The organism is Xanthobacter sp. YC-JY1 (assembly GCF_021730305.1).
GTDB classification, from domain to species: domain Bacteria; phylum Pseudomonadota; class Alphaproteobacteria; order Rhizobiales; family Xanthobacteraceae; genus Xanthobacter; species Xanthobacter flavus.
Map to the genome: position 1 here is coordinate 4804214 of NZ_CP032674.1, position 21914 is coordinate 4826127.

The 21914-nt window shown below is 71.4% G+C and carries 15 protein-coding genes; 8 read left to right on the forward strand and 7 right to left on the reverse strand.

The genetic code is table 11. The features are described 5' to 3' along the window. Positions 1–14 precede the first annotated feature (14 nt). From addA to D7006_RS22660, 7 genes are all read right to left on the reverse strand, one after another. Positions 15–3545, reverse strand: a complete 3531-nt coding sequence (gene addA, locus D7006_RS22630) for a double-strand break repair helicase AddA (RefSeq protein ID WP_237354653.1) — start codon at positions 3543–3545, stop codon at positions 15–17. Further along, complete coding sequence (addB, locus tag D7006_RS22635; RefSeq protein ID WP_237354654.1) at positions 3542–6589, reverse strand: double-strand break repair protein AddB; 3048 nt, start codon at positions 6587–6589, stop codon at positions 3542–3544. Before addB ends, addA begins: the two co-directional genes overlap by 4 nt. A 98-nt stretch (positions 6590–6687) precedes the next feature. Further along, positions 6688–7389: a nucleotidyltransferase family protein gene (locus D7006_RS22640; RefSeq protein WP_237356977.1), complete on the reverse strand. Its 702-nt coding sequence runs from the start codon at positions 7387–7389 to the stop codon at positions 6688–6690. Between the two features lie 77 nt (positions 7390–7466). Further along, positions 7467–9038, reverse strand: a complete 1572-nt coding sequence (gene tsaE, locus D7006_RS22645; RefSeq protein ID WP_169121964.1) for a tRNA (adenosine(37)-N6)-threonylcarbamoyltransferase complex ATPase subunit type 1 TsaE — start codon at positions 9036–9038, stop codon at positions 7467–7469. Further along, complete coding sequence (locus D7006_RS22650) at positions 9035–11554, reverse strand: PAS domain-containing sensor histidine kinase (RefSeq protein ID WP_237354655.1); 2520 nt, start codon at positions 11552–11554, stop codon at positions 9035–9037. The genes tsaE and D7006_RS22650 overlap by 4 nt, the downstream gene beginning before the upstream one ends. Before the next feature lie 147 nt (positions 11555–11701). Continuing rightward, complete coding sequence (locus tag D7006_RS22655) at positions 11702–12136, reverse strand: VOC family protein (RefSeq protein ID WP_237354656.1); 435 nt, start codon at positions 12134–12136, stop codon at positions 11702–11704. A 14-nt stretch (positions 12137–12150) separates the two neighbouring features. Then, positions 12151–13134: a tyrosine recombinase XerC gene (locus D7006_RS22660; protein ID WP_237354657.1), complete on the reverse strand. Its 984-nt coding sequence runs from the start codon at positions 13132–13134 to the stop codon at positions 12151–12153. A 239-nt stretch (positions 13135–13373) separates the two neighbouring features. Here D7006_RS22660 and D7006_RS22665 point away from each other — a divergent pair, with 239 nt between their 5' ends. From D7006_RS22665 to D7006_RS22700, 8 genes are all read left to right on the forward strand, one after another. Next, positions 13374–13970, forward strand: a complete 597-nt coding sequence (locus D7006_RS22665; RefSeq protein WP_169121968.1) for a PadR family transcriptional regulator — start codon at positions 13374–13376, stop codon at positions 13968–13970. A 142-nt stretch (positions 13971–14112) separates the two neighbouring features. Next, complete coding sequence (locus D7006_RS22670; RefSeq protein ID WP_237354658.1) at positions 14113–14376, forward strand: helix-turn-helix domain-containing protein; 264 nt, start codon at positions 14113–14115, stop codon at positions 14374–14376. 1 nt (position 14377) lies between these two features. Continuing rightward, positions 14378–16399, forward strand: a complete 2022-nt coding sequence (gene hyfB / locus D7006_RS22675; protein WP_237354659.1) for a hydrogenase 4 subunit B — start codon at positions 14378–14380, stop codon at positions 16397–16399. After that, entirely contained in the window at positions 16396–17343 is a 948-nt protein-coding gene (locus tag D7006_RS22680; protein ID WP_371744984.1) for a respiratory chain complex I subunit 1 family protein, read from the forward strand. Before hyfB ends, D7006_RS22680 begins: the two co-directional genes overlap by 4 nt. After that, positions 17343–18068: a hydrogenase-4 component E gene (locus D7006_RS22685; RefSeq protein ID WP_156026286.1), complete on the forward strand. Its 726-nt coding sequence runs from the start codon at positions 17343–17345 to the stop codon at positions 18066–18068. Before D7006_RS22680 ends, D7006_RS22685 begins: the two co-directional genes overlap by 1 nt. Continuing rightward, a complete protein-coding gene (locus D7006_RS22690; RefSeq protein WP_237354661.1) occupies positions 18065–19522 on the forward strand; it encodes a hydrogenase 4 subunit F in 1458 nt (485 codons plus the stop codon). The genes D7006_RS22685 and D7006_RS22690 overlap by 4 nt, the downstream gene beginning before the upstream one ends. A 9-nt stretch (positions 19523–19531) precedes the next feature. Next, positions 19532–21034: a nickel-dependent hydrogenase large subunit gene (locus tag D7006_RS22695; RefSeq protein ID WP_237354662.1), complete on the forward strand. Its 1503-nt coding sequence runs from the start codon at positions 19532–19534 to the stop codon at positions 21032–21034. Then, positions 21034–21546 (forward strand): NADH-quinone oxidoreductase subunit B family protein, encoded by a 513-nt coding sequence (locus D7006_RS22700; RefSeq protein WP_237354663.1) that lies wholly within the window; start codon positions 21034–21036, stop codon positions 21544–21546. The genes D7006_RS22695 and D7006_RS22700 overlap by 1 nt, the downstream gene beginning before the upstream one ends. Positions 21547–21914: the final 368 nt, after the last annotated feature.

A 21914-nucleotide genomic window follows, 5' to 3' on the forward strand; every position in this document is an offset into this window, starting at 1 on the left:
CCGTCAAGGCGGGTTCACGCGCCCTTGACGCCGAGGGAGGCGAAAGGCGGGGACGGAACCCCCAGCCGGTCCAGCGCCGCACCGAGCCGGGAGGCGGCGAGCGGCACCACCAGCGGCCCGGCCGTATAAACAAGCCGTGCCTCCACCGGCCGCCCGCCGAACGCCTGCGACAGAATGGCGCCATAGACCGCAAGCTGGGAAACATAGCTTTCGCCGGCCTCCGCAGGGTCCCCTGGCGGCGTCCGATCGGTCTTGAAGTCGGCCACGAGGATGCAATCGGGCAGGACGACGAGCCGGTCGATGCGGCCGTTGACGGCGAACACCTCCCCGCTCCCACCCGTGATACGGCCGATCACCGGCACTTCGGCCCGGCTCCCGGCGCCGAACAGCTCCGCGAGGGGCGCATGGCCGAGCACGCCGAGCGCCTCGGCGAGAATCGCCCGGTGCGCCGCCTCGTCCACCCCGTCCGCCGCATGGCGCAGCAGGCGCAGGCCCACCGCCTCCCGCTCGGCCGCCGCCACCTCCGGCAGGCCGGCCAACAGCCGGTGGACCAGATCGCCGCGCACGGGGGGGGACAGCGCACTCTCGGGCAGCGGCGCCGGCATGGCCGGTCGCTCGGGCCGGGGGTCAGCGCCGTCGATGCCGGAGGGCCGCAGGCGCCGCAAGGCGGGCTCGGGCGGCGGGGGATTGGGGAACGATAGCGCCTCAGCCTCCTCGACCGCCGCTGGCACGGGCGCGCCCGCCTCTGCCACCTTCAGCCCAGGCCCCTTGCGCCAGCGCAGCACCTTGCCCTCGAAGCCCAGCGGCTCACCCTCGTCGGCGTCCGGCTCCAGCGCCGCGCGGGCGAGGTCGTACCAGCAGCCCTCGGGCCGGGCGTGGGGCTTGTCCTTGGCCGGCGCGCGGGTCTCGGCGCCACAGATCACCAGCGCATCCTCGGCGCGGGTGAGGGCGACGTAGAACAGGCGGCGATATTCCTCCAGCTCGCGCGCGGCGGCTGTAGCGCGAGCGGTGGCGAGCACCTCCGGGTCTTCCGCCTTGCGCGGTGCCAGCACCGGTACCCCCTCCCCCGGCAAGGTGAGCAGGCCGCCGGCGATGCGCGGGCGCGGCATGTCCACGGTGTCGGCGAGGATGACGAGGGGCGCCTCCAGCCCTTTCGCGCCATGGGCGGTCATCACCCGCACCTCGTCGCGGCCGCTCTCCATGTCGCGCTTGGTCTCCGCCCCGCCGCGCCTGAGGAAGGCGAGGAAGCCGGCAAGGCTCGCCGGCTCGGCGCCCTCATACGTGCGGGCCAACGCCATGAACTCGTCCAGCACGTCCGCCGCCTCGGGGCCGAGCCGCGCCAGCATGGCCCGCCGCCCGCCATCGCGGCCGAGGACGCGGCCGTAGAAATCGAACGGCCGCAGCCCCTCCGCTTCGCCCTTCCAGCCGGCGAGGCGGGCGGCGGCGGCGCGGTGGCGCGCGTCCTCGGAGGTGGCGAGGACGGAGGCGAGCGTGCCCTTGCGCTGCGGGCACAGGGCCATGAGATCGTCGTCGGTGAAGCCGAACAGCGGGCTCTTGAGCACGGACGCGAGGGAGAGATCGTCGTGCGGCGAGAGCAACGCGTCGCCCAGCGCCATCAAATCGAGGGCGGCGATGTGCTCCGGCACCACGAGCCGGTCGGCGCCGGCCACCTGCACGCGCGGGTCCTTCAGTTCCTTCAATGCTCGGATGACCGCCTCGAACACCCGCCCGCGCCGGCGCACCAGCACCAGCACATCGCCGGCCCGCATGGGCCGTCCGTTGCGGGAGGGGATGGCGAGGCCGTTCGCAATCCCCGCCTGGATGAACCCGGCGATGCGCGCAGCGAGCCGGCTGACCGGATCATCGGAGGGCACCTCGTCCAGCGGCCGGCGCCAATTGTCCGGCTCGGGATGGGGCTCGGGCACGGTGGTGGGCCAGATCTCCACCAAGGCCGGCGCATCGGCGCGGATGGCGGCGTGGACGGGGCCCACCCCATCCAGCGTCAGCCCCGCATGGGCCACCGCGCTCTTGAAGATGGCATCCACCGCCTCCAGCACACCCGGTGCCGAGCGGAAGGAATGAGGCAGCTCCACGCGGCGGAAGCCCTCGGCCCCCACCTTGCGTTCGAAGGTCGAGCGCATGGCGCCGAAGGCACGCGGATCGGCCCCCTGGAAGGAGAAGATGGACTGCTTCTCGTCGCCGACCACGAAGATGGTGCGCGTCACGCCCGCCCGCGCGCCTTCGCCGGAGAAGAAGTCGGAGGCGAGGCCCTCCACCACCTTCCATTGCTCCGGGCTCGTATCCTGCGCCTCGTCCACGAGGATGTGGTCGATGCCCTGGTCGAGCTTGAACTGCACGAAGGTCGGCTGCTCGGCGAGCAGGGCCGCGGCCTTGGTGATGAGGTCGTCGAAATCCAGCAGGCCCCGCGCCGCCTTCTCCGCCTCGTAGCGGCGGCAGGCCTCGGCGCCGAGGGTGAGGGCCGCGCCGGTGCGCTCCAGCGTCCAGGCCGCCTTGAGGCGGTCGTCCAGGCCGGCGAGGCGGTCGCGCTCGGCGGTGAAGCGGGCGAGAAGGTCCGGCTCGCGCGTGCCCATGCCCTTGGTGAGCAGGTTCTTGTCGGAGCGCGGACCATCCGAGCCGAAGAACACGCCGCGATAGGCGGCGAGCGCCGAGGCGTCGTCCCCAGCGGCAGCAGCGGCGGCGAGGTCGTCGGCGCGCTTGCGGTCGGTGGCCTTGTCGGAAGTGGCGAGCGTCGCCGCGACGCTCTCCCATTCCGAGCGCGGCAGATGCGGGCTCGCCAGCATCTCGGCGTCCACGTCCGCCACGGTCAGTCCCGCCGGCAGCCCCAGCGCCCGCGCCACGGCGGCGCGGCGGGCGGCGGGCGTGTCGCCCAGGGGCGAGATGCGCGCGCGCAGAGCCACCGCCGCCTCGATGAGGCCGGTCAGCCCGGTGTCGGACATTTCCTCGGTCAGCCGCGCCAGCGCCTCGCCGGCCGGAGACGCGGGGGCAAGGCTCGCCGCCACCACGAGGTCGGCGCGGATGCGCGCCATCAGCTCGCGGCGGGCCACCTCGTCCAGCTCGCGGAAGCCGGCCGCCACGTCCGCCTCGAACGGGAAGCGGTGCAAAAGGCCGCCGCAGAAGGCGTGGATGGTCTGGATCTTCAGCCCGCCCGGCGTCTCCAGCGCCGCCGCGAACAGCCGGCGTGCGCGGGCGCGCAAAGCTTCATCCGGCGCCTCGCCCACCGTCTCGACGATGGCGGAGTCAAGCGCGCCATCGTCCATGCGCGCCCAGCGGCCGAGGATGGCGAGCACGCGGTTGGCCATGTTGGCCGCCGCCGCCTTGGTATAGGTGAGGCACAGGATGCGCCCCGGCGGCGTGCCGGCGAGCAGCAGGCGGATAACCCGGCGGGCGAGTACATGCGTCTTGCCCGAGCCGGCATTGGCCGAGACCCAGGCAGAAACGGCGGGGTGGGAGGCCTCCGACTGGCGGCGGGTGGCCTCGGACTTGGGGTCGCGGGCCAGATCGGGGCTGGTGTCGGAGGCGCTCATTCGCCCTCCTCCCCGGCCAGCGCCCATTCGCGCACGCGGGCGAGGTGGTCATAATCGCCATAGCGGCCGGACCATTGCGGCGCGGCGAGTGAGCGATAGCCCTGCGCCACGTTCTCGAACGCCTTCAGCAGGCTTTCGAGGCCCGCGAGGGCATCCTCGGCGAGGTCGTGGGTGGAGCGGTCTTTCACCTTCACCGGCTTTTCCGCGCCACCGTCGGCCCCGCCCTTCAGTTCCACATAGGTGAGCTCTTCCACCGGCGCTCCCGGCACTCCCTCGAAACCGCCACGACGGGCCATAGCCGCTTCCAGCGGCAGTTGCGGGGAGAGGGAGGCGGCCTGCTTCGCGCTCGGCGCGGTGCCGGTCTTGTAGTCGATGATGGCCAGCGTCCCGTCGCGCTTGATCTCGATGCGGTCGGCGCGGCCGGTGAGGCGGAAGGTGGAGGCGGCGAGGGGAATGTCGAGGCTGCCCTTCGTCTCCGCGACAATGCGGTCCAGATGGAGGCGCCGCTCATGCTCGAAGGCGACGAGGAAGGCCGCCGCCCGCTCGAACCGCGCCCACCACAGAGCATGCTCGGCGGGGAACGCCTTCAGCGGCGCGAAGGCGCGGGCGCCCTCCTCGATCAGCCGCACCAGCGCGTCGGGGGGCAGCTCATCGGGAAACGCCTGCGTGAAGCGGCCCACCGCCTCGTGCAGCGCACTGCCGCGCTCCGCGCCGCCCGGCGGGGCGTCGAGGTCGTCGAGCGGGGACAGGCCGAGCACATGGCGGGCATAGATGGAATAGGGATCGCGCAGGAAGGTCTCGATCTCCGTCACCGAGAGCCGGCGCGGGCGAAGCTCCAGTGGCGGCGCGGGTGCGGGCCGGGTCGCACGGGGCACGGCCGGCGCCTCGTCGAGGCTTCGGGCGGCGCGGACGAAGCGGGCGCCCCGCGCGCGGGCGGCGTTCCACTCGGCCTCCCCGGCCACGGTCTTCAGCCGCTGCACGAAGCGCGAGGGGACGCTCTGTGTGCCGCCGACCTTGGCGGCGAAGCTCAGCACCAGCTCGCGCGCGCCGAAGCCTTGCGCGAAATCGTGGGCGGAAAGGCCGATGCGCCGCTCCGGCAGATCCAGCCCCAATTGCGCCCGCATGGGGCGGCTGAGCCACGGGTCGGTCTCCGGAATGGTCGGCCAGGAGCCCTCCACCAAACCACCAAGCACCATGCGGTCCACATGAACGAGGCGCGCCTCCAGCGGGCCGAGAATGCGGATGCGCGCATGGGGCTCGGCGCGCGGGCGGACCATGGTGTCGGAGAAGAGCGCGCCCGCCGCATCGGCATAGGATGAGAGGTCGAGGGCCGGGCCGTCGCCGGCCACGCGCTCCAGCGTGTCGAAGGTGCGGGCCAGCGCCGCCTCGGCCGCATCCTCGGCCTCGGGATCGAGACGGCCGGCGGTAGCCTCAACTGCGGCGCGATGGGCGGCGACGAGTTCGTCGAGGGGAACGGCGCCGTGCCGGTCGCCCAGCGCCAGCAGCGGGCCGAGAGCCGCCTCCAGCCGCTGCACCAGATCGCGCGCGGCCGCGACCGCTGTGCCATCGATGCGGCTGCGCGGATCGGAGCGGCGGTAGCCTTCCGGATCGTGTGCGTCCAACGCCGCGCGCAGCCCCGCGATGCCGGTGGCGGGGCGGGGTCCGCGCAGGGCCGCCAGTTCCAGCGCCCCCACCGCGTCCGCCTTTACCTGCCCATCGAGGCCGAAGCGCGCCAGCGGGTGGGTGAGGAGCGCGAACAGCGGCACCGGCGCCAGCCCTTCGGCCGCCGCCGTCACCAGCAGGCCGGCGAGGCGCCCGGCGGGAGCATCGGCCAGCGGCGTTCCGGCGGAATCGTCCAACGCCACGCCGAAGCGCGCCATCTCTGCCGCCACGCGCCGCGCGAGATCGCGCTCGGGGGTGACGAGGGCCGCCGTCTCGCTCGGCCGCTCCAGGCTGTCGCGCAGCAGGAGGGCCACAGCCAAAGCCTCGGCGCGGGGATCGTCCGCCTCCACCACGCTGATGCCAGCCATGGCGGCGGCGAGACCTTCCGGGGGCAGACGCTCGGGAAGGGTGGCCCAGAGGTCGGTCGTCTCGGCCTGCCGCAGGGCCTCGCCCATCAGCCGCTCGCGGCCGAAGGGGGCCGGCGGTGCCAGCGGGATCACCTCGCGCCGCTCTACGCCGAGCGTGCCGAGGAGACGGGCGAGGCCGTATTGCGGATGATCGGGCGCGCCGAGCACGGGATCGGCAAGGCGATCGAAGGACGGCACATCGAGATCGAGGTCCAGCCCCGGCAGCACCACGGCGCCGTGGGGCAGGCTGGCAATGGCCTTCAGCAGGCGCGCGGTGGCCGGCATGGAGCCGGTGGAGCCGGCGGCGATCACCGGGCCGGCCGCCGTGCCCAGCGCCGTCAGCCGGCGCGCCTCGGCATCCACCAGCGCATCGCGGCGGGCAGCGGGCTCCACCAGCCCTTCCTCTGCCAGATAGGCGGAGAAGGCGCGCCGGGCGATGCGCACGAAATCCAGCCCCACCTTGAAATAGCGATCCAGCTCGTCCGGCACGAGCCCATCCATCCGCTCGACGCCGAGGCCGGCGGTGGTGAGATCGTCGAACAGGGAGCCCAGCGCATCGGCCAGTGCGAAGGTGGAAGCGGTGCCGGCGGCGACCGCCTCCCGCTCCACCGCCTTGGACAGCGTATCGCGCCAGTGCGCCACGAGCCGTGCCAGCACCAGCCGGCGATGCACCGGCGCGATGGCGTGGGGCGCGGCGAGCACCGGGGCATCCTCGGAGAAGGCGAGCGCATCCTCGTCCACGTCGCCGAGGGGCACAATGCGCGGCAGCAGCAGCGCCGTTCCGCCGGACGCTTCCAGCAGCGCCTCGGCGAACAGCCGCCCGGCGCGGCGGGTGGGCAGGAAGACGGTGGCGCCGGCCAGCGCGAGCGGATCGTTACGCGGCGCGAAACCCTCCACAAGCGTGCCATCCAGCAAGGCGCGCGCGAGCACCGGCAGGAAGGGCGCGGAAGGCGGAATGGTCAGCACGCGCGGCACGGCTTCACTCCTGTCGAGGCGCGAGCGCCTCTTCGCTCAAACGCCGCGCGGGCTTTCTCGTGGTCCCCGCTCAGACGCCGCGCGGGCTTTAGGGGGCTTCAATCGCTCGACCGCTCGATGGCGTCCTCGGCCAAGGCGATGGCGTCCGGCGTGCCCACATGCATCCAGATGCCGTCGAGCCGCAAGCCGTAGAGCCGCTCCGCCGCGCCCGCGCGGTCGAACACGCGGTTCAGCGAGAAGGCGCCTTCCGGCGTGCCGTCGAACAGCTCCGGCTTGAGAATGGCGGCGCCGGCATAGACGAAGGGGGCGATGGTGCGCTCGCCCCGGCGCTCCAGATGGCCGAGCTTGTCCATCTGGAAATCGCCCATGCCGTCATAGCCGATGGAATGGGCGGCGGAGGCGAGCAACAGCAGCGCGTCCATGCGCTCCGGGTCGAACTGCTCCATGAGCCGCATGAGGTTCGGACGCGCGCCTTCGATCCAGATGGTATCGGAATTGATGACGAGGAAGGGCGTCTCGCCGATCAGCGGCAGCGCCTTGCGCACGCCGCCGCCGGTCTCCAGCAGAACCCCGCGCTCGTCGGAGAGCAGGATGTCGGGCGCGCCCGCGCGCGCCTTGAGGTGCGCCTCCAGCAGGTCGGCGTGGTGGTGCAAATTGACGATGGCGCGCGGAATGCCTGCGGCAGCGACACGGTCCAGCACATGGTCCACCAGCGGGCGGCCCTCCACCTCCACCAGCGGCTTGGGCCGGGTGTCGGTGAGGGGGCGCATCCGCGTGCCGAGGCCGGCAGCGAGCACCATCGCGGTGGCGATTCGGGCGGTATCGATCCGGACAATTCCGGCGGCGGGCTCGTCAAGCAGCGTGTCGGGGGCAGCGGTCACGCGGAGAGGTCCTTCGATGGCAGCACCGCCTCATACCACATGCGCAGCGATCCCAGCTCCTCATGGGCGAGGCAGCGGGCGAGATAGCGCCGGATGCGCGGCAGGTGCCGGAGATAATGCGGCTTGCCATCGCGATCGTTGAGGCGGGTAAAGATGCCGAGGATCTTGCTGGCCCGCTGGGCGCCCATGAGCGCGTAGGTGCGGGCAAAGCCGCGGGGATCGAAGGTGGGGTCCGCCTCGCGGCGCATCGCCACGTAGCGGCGCACGAGTTCGAGCTCCAGCTCCTCCGGCACGTCCACCCGCGCATCCTGCGCCAGCGACACCACGTCGTAGGCCGCCGGCCCCATCACCGCGTCCTGGAAATCGATGAGGCCGATGCGGCGCAGCCCCTCCCGCTGGGGCAGCCAGATGAGGTTGGGCGAGTGATAGTCGCGCAGCACCCAGGTGGGCGGCTCGGCCATGGCGGGGTTGAGCGCGCTGCGCCACAGCAGGCGGAATTCCTCCCGCACCACCCCGTCGAGCCGGATGCCGCGGGACGGCAGGTACCAGTCCAGCATCAGGTCGATTTCGGTGAGCATGGCGGCGACGTCGTAGGACGGCAGCGCCCGCTCGACCCGCGGCGCGATGTTCAGCGTGCGCGGCAACGGCCGGCTGTGCAGGGTGGCGAGCACTTCCACCGCGAGGCGATAGCGCTCCGGCACCGGGGCGGGCGGGGTGCCGGCCACCACGAATTCCGGTCCAAGATCTTCCAGCACGAGGATGCCGGCTTCCAGATCCGCCGAATAGATGAGCGGCGCGGACAGGCCCTGCGCCAGCAGCGCCCGGTCCATGGCGACGAACGGCTTCACATCCTCCGCCAGATGGACGAGCTGGCTGTAGGGCAGGCCGCGCTTCAGTGGCGGCCCGTCCGGCTGGCGCGGCGCGTTCATCACGATGGCCGAGCGGTCGCCGAGCACGAGGCGGCTGTAGGAACGGGCGGAGGCGTCGCCCTGCAGGAAGCGGTGGGCCGCCTCGGCAAAGCCGCTCTGCTCGATGAGCGACTGGGCGATCATCAGCCGGTCGAGGCGCGGGCCGAAGCTGCCATAGCCGGTGACGATGGCGATGCGCGCCTCCGGGCCGAGCGTGGCCGCGTCCCGGGTGCCGGCGGCGAGGTAGAGCGCGACGTCGAGGCGGTCGGCCGGCAGGCGCTCCTCGGCGCGCTCAGGCCATTCCACCATGAGGAGCGCGTTCTCGCGCAGCTCGTCCCAGCCGAGCTCGTCCAGCTCGTCCGGCTCCTGGATGCGGTAGAGGTCGGCGTGCACCACCCGGCCGCGGGGAAAGTCGTAGGAAATCAGGATCGGGAAGGTGGGGCTGGGCACGTCCACGCCAGCATCGTCGGCGAAGGCGCGGATGAGCGCGCGGGCCAGTTCCGTCTTGCCGGCGCCGAGGTCGCCGGTGAGGGTGATGGTGTCCTTGCCGCCGAACCAGCTGGCGATCAGCGAGGCGAGGCGGCTGGTGGCGGCGAGGTCCTTCAGCACCACGCGGCAGGCCACCGGCTGTCCTTCGAGGCGTTCCAGCACGATGCTCATTCGGCAGCCTCCCGCCGGCGCTCGCCGTCGAGCGGAAAGATGCAGGTGGCAAGCGTTCCGCGCGTGGCGGAGGCCGGCCCCACCGTGACCGAGCCGCCATGCAGGCTCACGAACGAGCGCACGATGGCGAGGCCGAGGCCCACCCCGCGATGGCGCGGGCCGGCGCTGCGGCTCTCGAAGCGGTCGAACAGCGTCTCCTTGACCTCCGCCGGCACGCCCGGCCCCTCGTCGCGGACGGTGAACACCAGCGCCCCGTCGCGCCGGTTGGCACCGAGCGTCACGGTGCCGCCCTCGGGCGAGACGGCGATGGCGTTGGACAGGAGATTGAACAGGATCTGCCGCAGCCGCCGCGCATCGGCGACGAAGACGCCGGCGGCGGGATCGATGTTCACGGCGAGGGAAAGCCGCGCCTCGTCCACGCTGTCGCGCACCGCCTCGGCGACGGAGAGGACCAGCTCGCGCACGTCCACCTCGGCGAGGTCCAGCTCCATGGCGCCGGCATCGATGGTGGCGAGGTCGAGGATATCGTCGATGAGGGCGCGCAGCAGGTCCGAGGACTGGCGCATGTGGTCGAGATAGTCGCGCTGGCGGTCGTTGAGCGGGCCGGCAAGGCCCTCACGCAGCATATCGGCATAGCCCATCAAGGTGTTGAGGGGCGTGCGCAGGTGATAGGAGACGTGGCCGACGAAGGCGTTCTTCAGTTTGTCCGCCGCCTCCAGCGCCTCCGCGCGCTCGGTCAGCGCCCGCTCCACCTTCACGCTGTCGGTGACATCGCGGAACGTCACCATGGTGCCGCCGTCCGGCAGGGGCTGGGTGGCGCCGTCGAGCACCCGGCCGTCCGGCCGCTCGAAGCGCAGGGTCATGGCCTCGCGCGGGCCGATGGCCGTCACCGCCTGCCGGATGCGGGAGAAGGCGGCCGTCTCGCCATAGAGCGGGCGACACATGGCCGCCACCGCATCCACATGGGGCTTGTCGCCCATGGCCTGGGCGTCGAGGGACCAGAGCGCGAGGAAGGCTTCGTTGTAGAGGTTGAGCCGCCCGTCGGCGCCGAACACCGCCACCGCCTCGGCGAGGCCGTCCAGCGTCTCGCCCTGGATGCGGATGAGGCTGTTGTAGCGGCTCTCCAGTGCCAGATGCTCGGACAGATCGTCGAACAGATAGGTGATGCCGCCTTCGGCATTGGGGGTGATGACCACGCGCAGCATCTGCCCGCCGGGCAGGTGCCACCAGTCGTTCACCGGCTCGATGGCGCGGTAGGCCTCGCGTAGTTGCGCGCGCCACGCGCGGAAATCGGCCTGCTCGGGCACCTTGCGGCGGCGGCGCAGGTCTTCGAGAATTTCGTTCTCCGGCGGGCGCTGGTCGAGGAGGCCTGGGGCGAGATCGAACAGGCGCTCATAGGCCGCATTGTGGAAGACGAGGCGCTCGTCGGCGCCGAAGATGGCCACGGCGGTCGTCAGCTGGTCCAGCGTGCGCTGGTGGGCGGCCACCGTGCGGGCGGTCTCGGCCTTCGCCACATCCTCGCCGGTCACGTCGATGGCGATGCCGGCGGTGCCGAAGGGCCCGGCCACCTCCACCACATCCATCTGCCGGCGCTGGCCGCTCGCCACCGCTTTCACCCGCTGGCGGAACGTGCCGGCCGTGCCTTCGGCGGTCAAAGCGGCGCTGCGGATGCGGGCGTCGAGCAGATCGAGACCAGCCGTGCGGGCCTCCGCGGCTGAAGGCGCGCCCACCGCGGTGGCGAAGGCGGGATTCACATAGACCAGCGTGCCGTCCGGCCGCCGGAGCCAGGCCGGCGCAGCAGCCGCATCGAGCGCGGCGGCGAGGCCATGGGCCATCCGCTCCGCCTCGGCGAAGTCGGCAGTATCGGCTTTTCCGGAGAGTTCCGCCGCATCGGCAGGACGCAGAAGCAGAACGCCCGCACCGCCGAGGCTGCGGCCTTCCAGCCGCACGGGACCGGCCGGGGTCTCCACCAACTGGGAGAGGGTGCCGTCTTCCCGCCGCAGCTGCTCCAGCGCCCGGTCGAGGGCGACGGAGGCGGCGCCAAGGCTGGCGCGGAAGGCTTCCGGCGTCGCGCCGTGCACGTCCACCGGCAGGGTGCGGCCGCTCCAGGCCATGAAGGCGGGCGCGCCGGCGGTGAGGAGGATGCGCGCGGCATGGGCTTCCGCCCGGGCCCGGGCGGCGGCGGCGCCGGCATCGCGGGCCTCCGCCTCGGCCTTGTCCATGCGCGCGCCGAGATCGGCGGCCACCCGGCGGGACCGCAAGGCGACGAGGCCGGCGACGGCGCAGGCCGACAAGGCGATCACCGGCCACAGCGCCTCTGCGGCGCCCATGGCGATGGTCCAGCCGTCGGCGGAAGCCGGGGTGCCGGCGAGGGCGGTGGTGGCGAGGAGAACTCCGCCGAACAGCGCGGTGCGGGAGCCGACGCAGAAGTTCGCGCATCCCGTCGCCGGGGCGGGCCCCTGCCTGCGCCCGCGCGCCGGGCGCCGCGCGCCGCTCCTCCGGATGCGCTCCGCCATTCGCCCCGGTGTCCTTCCCCTGCCCTGCGGTTGCCGCAGCCTCTCTGTGGCGCGCCGCGAATCACTTGCGAAGGATAACGGAGCGTTTACCAGCATTGAAAGGGCAGACCGCCGCCGGCCCACAGCCGGCAAATGGCTTTGCCGCTTCTAAACGTAGGTCAAGGCCTCGATGCGCCAGCCGTCCGGGTCCATGAGGAACGAGGCGTAATAGCCGGGTCCGTATTGGGGCCGCAGGCCCGGCGCGCCGTAGTCCGCGCCCCCATGGGCGAGGCCCGCCGCATGGAAGGCCTCCACCGCCGCCCGGTCCGTCGCACAAAAGGCGATATGAGTGCCCGGCGGCGGCGTCACCGGCCCGTCGCGCAACTGCACCCAGAAGGGCGCCGCGCCCGGCACACCCTCAGGCGCCGGCAAGGTGCCCGGCGGACCCCAGCAGGCGGAGGCGCCCTCCGGCTCGTCATAATCCGCCACCCGCACCAGACCGAGGGGCGCCAGCACCGCATCGTAGAAACGCACGGCGCGGGCAAGGTCCACCGTGGTCACGGACAGATGCTCGATGACGGGGCGGACGGGCGTGAACGTCATGCTTCAGCTCCTGTCTATGCGCGCGCCCTGGGATGGGCCGCGCGCCAGGCATTCATGAGGGCGGCGGCATCCACCTGCGTATAGATCTGCGTGGTGGAGAGGGAGGCGTGACCGAGCAGTTCCTGAATCGCGCGCAGATCGCCGCCGCGCGACAGGAGATGGGTGGCGAAGGAATGGCGCAAAGCGTGGGGCGTCGCGCTGTCGGGAAGGCCCAGCGCGCCGCGCATCCGCTCCACCGCCAATTGCACGATGCGCGGCGAGAGCGGCCCGCCCTTGGCCCCGCGGAACAGCGGCTTGTCCGGCGCCAGAGGATAAGGACAGAGGCCGCGATAGGCCTCCACCGCCGCGAGCACCGGGGCAATCAGCGGCACCATGCGTGTCTTGTTGCCCTTCCCCGTCACCGTGATCTGCGTGGTGCCGGGCGACATCATCCCGGCCGTCAGGCCCAACGCTTCCGAGATGCGCAGGCCCGCCCCGTAGAGAAGGCCGATGACCGCCGCGTCGCGCGCCAGCACCCAGGCCTCCCGTGCCTCGCCGGCCCGGGTATCGGGATCGGCCAGCGCACGGGCGGCGGCGACGGAGACGGGCTTGGGCAGGCCCTTCGGCACCTTCGGCGCGCGCACGGCCGTGAGCGCTCCCACCTTGCCCTGCCCTTCCCGCTCGAGATGCCGGCCGAAGGACCGCGCGGCGGCGAGCAGGCGCACCAGCGTGCGCGGCGCCACGCCCTCGGCCCGGCGGGAGGCGAGCACGGCGCGCACATCCGCCGGGGTCAGCGCGGCAAGATCGGGAAGCGTCGGGCGCTTGCCGAGATGGTCGGTGAGCCGGACGAGCACAACGGAGAGATCGCGCGCATAGGCCTCCAGCGTCTTGGCGGAGAGGCGGCGCTCGTGGGCGAGCCGCGCCAGCCAGCCCTCGACGGCTGCCGCCACATCGGGCGCTGCGGCAGCGGCGAGGCCGTGGGCCGCGCGGGCGGCTCTGTCCTGATCGGTCATGGCCATACGGGAACACTCCGGCGATCCGGCCGATCCTGCAAGCACGGGCCTTCAGAAAGCCTGAACGGAATTTTCGGAGAGCCCTCTTGCGCGATAGATATATCGAACGATATAACCATCGTCGCTATATCTAACGACATATCTAAGGAGACTTCCGAATGTTCGGATGCAGACGAGACTGGCGGGACGCCCGCCGTGGCCGCGGTTTCGGTGGCGAAATGGGCGGCGAGTTTGGTGGCCGCGAGATGGCAGAACATGAGTTCGCCGGCCGTGGCCATGGCGAGTTCGGCGGCCATCGCGGCGGTGGCGGACGCGGCGGGCGCGGCGGCGGCGACATGTTCCGCATCGGCCGCATGCTGGCCCAGGGCGACCTCAAGCTTCTGGCCCTGTCGCTCATCGCCGAGCAGCCGCGTCACGGCTACGAGATCATCAAGCTGATCGAGGAGAAGACCGCCGGCTGGTATTCGCCGAGCCCGGGCGTGGTCTATCCCACCCTCACCTTCCTGGAAGAGGCCGGCTACGTGACCGCCGAGGCGGACGGCTCGAAGAAGCGCTACGCCATCACCGAGGAAGGCCGCGCCTATCTCGCCGAGAACCGCGACTTCGCCGACGCCATCATCGGCCGGCTGTCCGAGATCGGCCTCAAGATGGGCCGCGTGAAGAAGTGGATGGGCTGGAGCGAGAACGGTCCGAGCCACGGCGCCGAGTTGCCCCGCCTGGTGGAAGCCGCGCTGGAGAACCTGCGCGACGTCTCCCGCGAGAAGCTGGAGCAGAATCGCGGCGCCGAAACGCGGATCGTCGAGATCCTCGCCCGCGTGGCCAACGACATCCGCGAGGCGTGAGCCGCGCGGCAAGGGCGGGCGCCGACCCCAGCGCCCGCCCTCGCGACGATGTGATGTTTTAAACATCACTAATAATGCTTGATCGCTTAATAGACCGGGTGTAAGCAGCATAAATCACGCTTCACGCCTGCCGTTGGCGATCATGATTACTGCTGCCCAGCTCCGTGCCGCCCGCGCCCTTCTCGGCCTCGACCAGCGCGCCCTTGCCGGCCTGTGCGGCCTCTCGCTCCCCACCATCCAGCGCATGGAAGCCAGCGACGGCGTGATCCGCGGCAACGTGGATTCGCTGATGAAGCTGGTGGGCGCGCTCGATGCCGCCGGCGTCGATCTCATTGGCGAAGGCGGCGTGAGCGACGGCGGCGGGCGCGGTGTGCGCCTCAAGGCGCCGCGCGTGACGGGGGAGTGAGATGACCCTCGCTCCCACATTCCAGCTTCTGGTCGCGCTCGCGGCGGTGGCCGCCCTGCTGCTGCTGGCACTGGCCGGCGCAGCGCTGGCGCGCGGACCTTACGGACGCCCCGTGGTCTATGGCGGCGCGCTGGTGGTGACGCTCCTTGCCGCCGTCTCCGCCCTCACCGCCATCCCGGCACCCACGGGCGGCCTCGTGCTGCCGCTGGGCATTCCGTGGATCGGCGCCAATCTCAGGCTCGACGCGCTCTCCGCCGTCTTCCTGTTCGTGGTGAACCTCGGCGGCGCGGCGGCGAGCCTCTACGGCCTCGGCTACGGCCGGCACGACCATGCGCCCGAGCGGGTGCTGCCCTTCTTCCCCGCCTTTCTCGCCGGCATGAGCCTCGTGCCGCTGGCGGCCGATGCCTACACCTTCCTCCTCGCGTGGGAATTCATGTCGCTGGCCTCCTGGGCGCTGGTGGTCTCCCACGACAAGGAGGCCGGCAACGTGCAGGCCGGCCTCGTCTATATCCTCATGGCCTCGTTCGGCACGCTGGCGCTGATGCTGGCCTTCGGCCTTCTGGCGGGGGGCGGCGGGGGCTTCACCTTCGAGGCCATGCGCGCCGCGCCACCCACCGGCTGGGCGGGAGCGGTGGTGCTGGCGCTCGCCATGCTCGGCGCGGGATCGAAGGCCGGCCTCGTGCCGCTCCATGTGTGGCTGCCGCTCGCCCACCCCGCCGCGCCGAGCCATGTCTCCGCGCTCATGAGCGGGGTGATGACGAAGGTGGCCGTCTACGGCTTCATCCGCATCGTGTTCGATCTCGCCGGCCCGCCGGACTGGTGGTGGGGCATTCCAGTGATCGTCGCAGGCGCCATTGCCGGCGTCGTCGGCGTGCTGCAGGCGCTGCTGCAGAGCGACACCAAGCGCGTGCTCGCCTTCTCCACCATCGAGAATATCGGCCTCATCTTCGTCGGCCTCGGCCTCGCCCTCGCCTTCAAGGCCTCGGGCTTCGGCGGCGCGGCGGCGCTGGCATTCACCGCGGCTTTGTTCCACGTGTTCAACCATGCGGCCATGAAGAGCCTGCTCTTCTTCGGCGCCGGCGCCGTGCTCACCGCCACGGGATCGCGGGTGATGGACCGCCTCGGCGGGCTCATCCACCGCATGCCCGTCACCTCGGTGGCCATGCTCATCGGCGCGGCCGCCATCTCGGCCTTGCCGCCGCTCAACGGCTTCGCCTCCGAATGGCTGGTGTTCCAGGCCATCCTGCTCAGCCCCGAGCTGCCGGCCTGGGGCCTGAAGCTCTCGGTGCCCGCAGCCGGCGCCCTGCTGGCGCTGGCCGCGGCGCTGGCGGCGGCGTGCTTCGTGCGGCTCTACGGCATCGTCTTCCTCGGCCGGGCGCGCAGCGAACAGGCGGCGAACGCCCATGAGGTGGACGTCTTCTCCCGCGCGGCCATGCTCGCCCTTGCCGGCATCTGCGTCGCCGCCGGCCTGTTCCCCGGCCTCGTCATCGATGCGCTGCAGCCGGCGGTGACGGCGCTGGTCGGGGTGAGGATGCCGGCGCAAAGCGAGGTGGCGTGGCTCTCCATCGTGCCTGTCGCGGAAAGCCGTTCGTCCTATAACGGCCTCCTTGTCTTCCTCTTCATCGCCTCCTCGGCGCTGCTCACCGCCTTCATCATCCACCGGCTCGCCACCGGAGCGGTGCGCCGCGCGCCGCCGTGGGACTGCGGCTTTCCCAATGCCGATCCGGTGACGCAATATTCCGCCGGCTCCTTCGCCCAGCCCATCCGCCGGGTGTTCGCCCGCACGCTGTTCGCCGCGCGGGAACGAGTGGAGATGCCGCCGCCCGGCTCGCTCGCCCCGGCGCGCATCGAGATCACCGCGCGCGATCCCGCCTGGGCCTTCCTGTTCCTGCCGCTGGCCGGGCTGGTGGAGCGCATCGCGACGCGGGCCAACCGCCTGCAATATCTCACCATCCGCCAATATCTGGCGCTGGTCTTCGGCGCCCTCGTCCTCCTGCTGCTGGTGCTGGCGCTATGGACATGATGGCGAACCTTCTGGTGCAGGGCACCCAGATGCTGCTGGTGCTGGCGCTGGCGCCGCTGCTCACCGGCCTCGTGCGCAAGGTGAAGGCGCGCCTCACCCGGCGGCGCGGCGCCTCCGTGCTCCAGCCCTATCGCGACCTCGCGCGGCTCCTGAACAAGGAGGCGGTGCTGGCCCACAACGCCTCCTGGCTGTTCCGCGCCGTGCCCTACCTCCTTTTCGCGGCGACGTGGGTGGCGGCGGCGCTGGTGCCCACCTTCGGCACCGGGCTCATCTTCTCCTGGTCGGCGGACCTCATCGTCATCACCGCGCTGCTCGGCTCGGCCCGCTTCTTCCTCGCGCTGGCGGGCATGGATGTGGGCACCAGCTTCGGCGGCATCGGATCGAGCCGGGAGGTGATGATCTCCTCCCTCGCCGAGCCGGCGATGATCATGATCGTCTTCTCCCTCGCCCTCGTCGCCCATTCCACCCAGCTCTCCACCATCGCCTCGGTGATGGTCGCGGGCGTCGGCCTGCGCGTGTCGCTGGCGCTGGCGCTCGTCGCATTGGCCATCGTGGCGGTGGCGGAGAACGGGCGCATCCCGGTGGACAATCCCGCCACCCATCTGGAGCTGACCATGGTGCACGAGGCCATGGTGCTGGAATATTCCGGCCGCCACCTCGCGCTCATCGAGCTGGCCGCGCAGCTGAAGCTGCTGCTCTTCATCTCCCTCGTCGCCTGCGTGTTCCTGCCGTGGGGTCTGGCGCCGGCCGGCGCCGGGGCGGGCGCGGTGGTGCTGGGCATGGCGAGCTATGGCGCCAAGCTCGCGGCGGGCGCGGTGCTGCTCGCGGTGTTCGAGACGTCGATTGCCAAGATGCGGGTGTTCCGCGTGCCGGACTTCTTGGGCGCCGCGCTGATGCTGGGGCTGCTCGGAACCCTGCTCCTCTTCGTGTCGAGGATCCTGTGATGGACCGCACGCTGGAAATCGCGCACGGAACGCCGCTGGACGCCGCCCTCTCGGCGAGCCTCGTGTTCGACGTGGCCCATCTGTTCGCCGGCGCGCTGGTGCTCATCAGCTTCCTGATGCTCTATCAGGACCGGCTCTATGCCCTCCTGAAAGTGTTCGCTTTGCAGGCGGTGGTACTGTCCCTCTCCGTGGGCTGGCAGGCGCTGGCGCAGGATGCGCCGCATCTCTACGTGACCGCCGCCATTGCCCTCGTCTTCAAGGCGGTGGTGATCCCGCTGGCGCTGGCGCGGATGGTGGCCCGCCTCGGCATCCACCGGCAGGTGGAGACGGTGGTCTCCATCGGCCCCACCATGCTCGCCGGCATCGCCCTCGTGGCGCTCTCCCTCGTCGTCATGCTGAAGGCCACCGCCGCGGTGGGCGGCGCGGCCGATGCGCTGGCGCGGGAAGACCTTGCCTTCGCCCTCTCCGTGGTGCTGCTCGGCCTCCTGATGATGGTGACGCGGCGCAATGCCGTCAGTCAGGTCATCGGCTTCATGTCGCTGGAGAACGGCCTCATCCTCGCCGCCACCGGCGCCAAGGGCATGCCGCTGGTGGTGGAGATTTCCGTCGCCTTCTCGGTGCTCATCGCCCTCATCGTCATCGGCATCTTCCTGTTCCGCATCCGCGAGCGGTTCGACACCGTGGACGTGGACGCCCTCGACCGCTTCCGGGGAGGGCGCGCATGAACCTCCTGTCCGGCCTCCTCGTAGATCCCGCCCCCGTGCTGGTGGCCGTGCCGGCCGCAAGCGCGGTGCTGCTGGCGCTGGTGCCCTCCTATCGCGTGGGGGCGTTCCTCAATGTCGCCGCCTGCGGCCTCACCTTCGCGCTGGCGCTGCTGCTGCTCGGCGCGCCGCGGATTCAGGGGCCGTTCCTCATCGTCGACGATCTCAACATCGTCTTCGTGGTGCTGAACACCTTCGTCGCCTTCACCACCGCCTGGTTCAGCGCCGGATACATCGCCCACGAACTGGAGACCGGGCGGCTGACGCCGCTCAACCTGCGCTTCTACCACGCCATGTATCAGGTGCTGCTCGGCGCCATGACGCTGGCGCTGCTCTCCAACAATCTCGGCGTCATGTGGGTGGCCATCGAGGTGGCGACGCTCACCACCGTGCTCATGGTCGGCCTCTACCGCACCGAGGCGGCCATCGAGGCGGCGTGGAAATACTTCATGCTCGGCTCGGTGGGCATCGCGCTCGCTCTGTTCGGCACCATCCTCGTCTACATGGTGGCGCAGCCCGTGGTGGGCGAAGGCACGGACGGGATGATCTGGAGCGTGCTGATGAAGCACGCCCGCGAATTCGACCCCGCCTTGCTCAACGTCGCCTTCGTGTTCCTGCTGCTCGGCTACGGCACCAAGGTGGGCCTCGCGCCGCTCCATGCCTGGCTGCCGGATGCGCATTCCGAAGGCCCCACCCCCATCTCGGCGGTGCTGTCGGGCCTCCTGCTCAACGTGGCGCTGTTCGCGGTGCTGCGCTTCAAGTCGCTGCTCGCCGCCCATCCCGGCACGTTGGCGCCGGGGCCGCTGATGATGGCCATGGGCCTCGGCTCCCTGCTGCTGGCCGGCTTCATGCTGTACCGGCGGCGCGACATCAAACGGCTCTTCGCCTATTCCTCCATCGAGCACATGGGCATCATCGCCTTCGCCTTCGGGCTCGGCGGGCCGCTGGCGAATTTCGCCGGGCTGCTGCACATGACCATGCACAGCCTCACCAAGTCCGCCATCTTCTTCGCCGTGGGCCATGCCTGTCAGGTGAAGGGCACGCAGGAGCTGGCGAAGATCCGCGGGCTCACCACCTCCCACCCGCTGCTCGGCTGGAGCCTGGTGGCCGGCGTCGTGGCCATTGCCGGCCTGCCGCCGGCCGGTGTGTTCATGAGCGAGTTCCTGGTGGTGACGAGTGCGTTCGCCGCGCGGCCCTGGCTGGCGCTGATCCTCGTCCTGGGGCTGCTGATCGCCTTCGGGGCGCTGATGGTGAAGCTCTCAGCCATCGCCTTCGGCGAGCCGAGCCCGGGCACCGATCCGGTGAAGGCGAGCTATGTGCCCATGGGCGTGCACCTCGCTCTGGTCTTCGCTGCCGGTCTTTATCTACCCCCGGAGCTGGTCGCGTGGTTCCGCCACGTGGCCGCGGTGCTGGGCTAGGAGGGCGGCATGGTCAACCTCTCCGATCTCTTCGCCCGCAACGGCTCCACCTGCCGCCCCTGGCCGCGCGTGAGCGTGAACGAGGCCGAATGGACCGGCCTCTGCGTGGAGCTGGCCGCTGGCCGCCTCACCCTCTCCGCTCTGTTCGGGGATAGCGGCGCCGTCCACATGGCGCTGCTAGAGGAAGCAAACGGCCGCCTCGCCCTCGCGAGCCTCCCCTGCCCCACCGGCGCCTTTCCCTCGGTGGCGCGCCACCATCCGCCCGCCGCCCGGCTGGAGCGGACCATCCGCGATCTCTTTGGCCTGGCGCCCGTGGGCGCGCCCGATCTCCGCCCGTGGCTGGATCATGCCCGCTGGGGCGTGCGCGCGCCGCTCGGCGCCGCCATCCCCGATGCGGGCGCGGGCGAGGCCTATCCGGTGCTGCCGGTTGAGGGCGAGGGGCTGCACCAGATCCCGGTCGGCCCGGTCCATGCCGGCATCATCGAGCCCGGCCATTTCCGCTTCTCCGCCTATGGCGAGACGGTGGTGCGGCTAGAGGAGCGCCTCGGCTATGTCCACAAGGGCATGGAAGGCCTGATGGCCGGCCGCACGCCGGAGGAAGCCGCCCGCATCGCCGGGCGCCATTCGGGCGATGCCACGGTGGCCTATGCGCTCGCCTTCTGCCGCGCCGTGGAAGCCGCGCGCGGCGTCGCCGTGCCGGAGCGCGCCCATGCCTTGCGCGGTCTGATGGCGGAACTCGAGCGCCTCGCCAACCATCTCGGCGACATCGGCGCCATCTGCAACGATGCTGCGTTCGCCATCATGCTGGCCCATTGCGGCGTGCTGCGCGAGCGTGTGCTGCGCGCCTCCGCCCGTGCCTTCGGCCACCGGCTGATGATGGACCGCGTGGTGCCCGGCGGCGTCGCGCAGGACATACCGACGGAGGCCATTGCGGGCGTGAAGGCGATGGTGGCCGAGGTGCGCCGCGCCTTCCCCGCCCTCGTCCGCCTCTATGACGAGACCGCCTCGCTGCAGGACCGCACCGTGGGGACCGGCTTCACCAAGCCGGACTATGTGCGCACATTCGGCGCCGGCGGGTTCGTCGGCCGCGCCTCGGGCCGCGGCTTCGACGCCCGCCGCGCCTTGCCCTATCCGCCCTACGACCGCCTGCCGTTCGAGGTGCCGGTGCGCGCGGATGGGGACGTGAACGCCCGTGTGTGGGTGCGCATCCGCGAGGTGGAGGAAAGTCTCGGCCTCATCATCCGCCTCCTCGACACACTGCCCAAGAGCGACATCCTCGCGCCCGTGCCGGCGGGCGGCGGCGAGGGCGTGGCGCTGGTGGAGAGCTTCCGGGGCGATGTCTTCGCCTTCGTGGCGCTGGAGGGCGACGGGCGCGTGCGCCGGGCGCATCTGCGCGATCCCTCCTGGTTCCAGTGGCCGCTGCTGGAGACCGCGATCGAGGGCAACATCGTCGCCGACTTCCCCCTCTGCAACAAATCCTTCAACTGCTCCTATTCGGGAGTAGATCTCTGATGCGGAAGCTCCTGCTCCAGGGCCTCCTCAAGGCCCCCCTCACCGAGACCGCCCCGGACGACGCGGCGGTGGAAGCGCTGGCGCGCGAGCTGGACGCGGCCGCCCGCGCGCGGCTCGGCCGCAGCCTCTCCATCCGCGAGGTGGATGCGGGCTCCTGCAACGGCTGCGAGCTGGAAATCCACGCGCTGGGCAACGCCTTTTACGATCTCGACCGCTTCGGCATCCGCTTCGTCGCCTCGCCCCGCCATGCGGACGTGCTCTTGGTGACGGGACCGGTGGCGAAGAATATGGCCGAGGCGCTGAAGCGCACCTATGACGCCACGCCCGGCCCGAAATGGGTGGTGGCGGCCGGCGACTGCGCCATCAATGGCGGCGTCTTCGCGGGCAGCTATGCGGTGACGGATGGCGCCGGGGCCGTGGTGCCGGTGGATCTCAAGATCCCCGGCTGCCCGCCGACGCCGGTGGACTTGCTCACGGGGCTCCTGGCGCTGCTGAAGGCGGGGAAGGGGTAGGCACCCGATCGTCCCGCGGTCTCGCGCGCCCTCGCATCCCGGCTGACTGCAACGGGCGCAGCGGAGTGGAAGGAGAGCCGGGATCCAGCGCTAGGGACTGCCGAAGGCGCTTCGCCGTCCAGCCACCGGCAAGGCATTGCCCGCTGCGCGGTTTTTCTCCTGGACCCCGGATCGGCGCTCCGGCTGCGCCGTCGCTGGTCCGGGGCGCCCCCAAACACCGACGCCGCAGACCCGGGGGAAACGGGTCTGCGGTCGAGGCGCATGGCTGTCGGCCCTCCGTGTTTTTCTTCAATCACTCACGCAAAGGAAAAGCCGGGGATGGCCGCTTTTTGAGGCCACCGCGCGCGCCGATGGGACGGTGAAACGAA

Excerpts from the sequence above, each read along its gene's own strand:
- addA (WP_237354653.1), bottom strand. The coding sequence starts at position 3,545 with ATGAGCGCCTCCGACACCAGCCCCGATCTGGCCCGCGACCCCAAGTCC.
- D7006_RS22640 (WP_237356977.1), bottom strand. The coding sequence starts at position 7,389 with ATGGTGCTCGCTGCCGGCCTCGGCACGCGGATGCGCCCCCTCACCGAC.
- tsaE (WP_169121964.1), bottom strand. The coding sequence starts at position 9,038 with ATGAGCATCGTGCTGGAACGCCTCGAAGGACAGCCGGTGGCCTGCCGC.
- D7006_RS22650 (WP_237354655.1), bottom strand. The coding sequence starts at position 11,554 with ATGGCGGAGCGCATCCGGAGGAGCGGCGCGCGGCGCCCGGCGCGCGGG.
- D7006_RS22655 (WP_237354656.1), bottom strand. The coding sequence starts at position 12,136 with ATGACGTTCACGCCCGTCCGCCCCGTCATCGAGCATCTGTCCGTGACC.
- D7006_RS22660 (WP_237354657.1), bottom strand. The coding sequence starts at position 13,134 with ATGGCCATGACCGATCAGGACAGAGCCGCCCGCGCGGCCCACGGCCTC.
- D7006_RS22665 (WP_169121968.1), top strand. The coding sequence starts at position 13,374 with ATGGCAGAACATGAGTTCGCCGGCCGTGGCCATGGCGAGTTCGGCGGC.
- D7006_RS22670 (WP_237354658.1), top strand. The coding sequence starts at position 14,113 with ATGATTACTGCTGCCCAGCTCCGTGCCGCCCGCGCCCTTCTCGGCCTC.
- hyfB (WP_237354659.1), top strand. The coding sequence starts at position 14,378 with ATGACCCTCGCTCCCACATTCCAGCTTCTGGTCGCGCTCGCGGCGGTG.
- D7006_RS22680 (WP_371744984.1), top strand. The coding sequence starts at position 16,396 with ATGATGGCGAACCTTCTGGTGCAGGGCACCCAGATGCTGCTGGTGCTG.
- D7006_RS22685 (WP_156026286.1), top strand. The coding sequence starts at position 17,343 with ATGGACCGCACGCTGGAAATCGCGCACGGAACGCCGCTGGACGCCGCC.
- D7006_RS22690 (WP_237354661.1), top strand. The coding sequence starts at position 18,065 with ATGAACCTCCTGTCCGGCCTCCTCGTAGATCCCGCCCCCGTGCTGGTG.
- D7006_RS22695 (WP_237354662.1), top strand. The coding sequence starts at position 19,532 with ATGGTCAACCTCTCCGATCTCTTCGCCCGCAACGGCTCCACCTGCCGC.
- D7006_RS22700 (WP_237354663.1), top strand. The coding sequence starts at position 21,034 with ATGCGGAAGCTCCTGCTCCAGGGCCTCCTCAAGGCCCCCCTCACCGAG.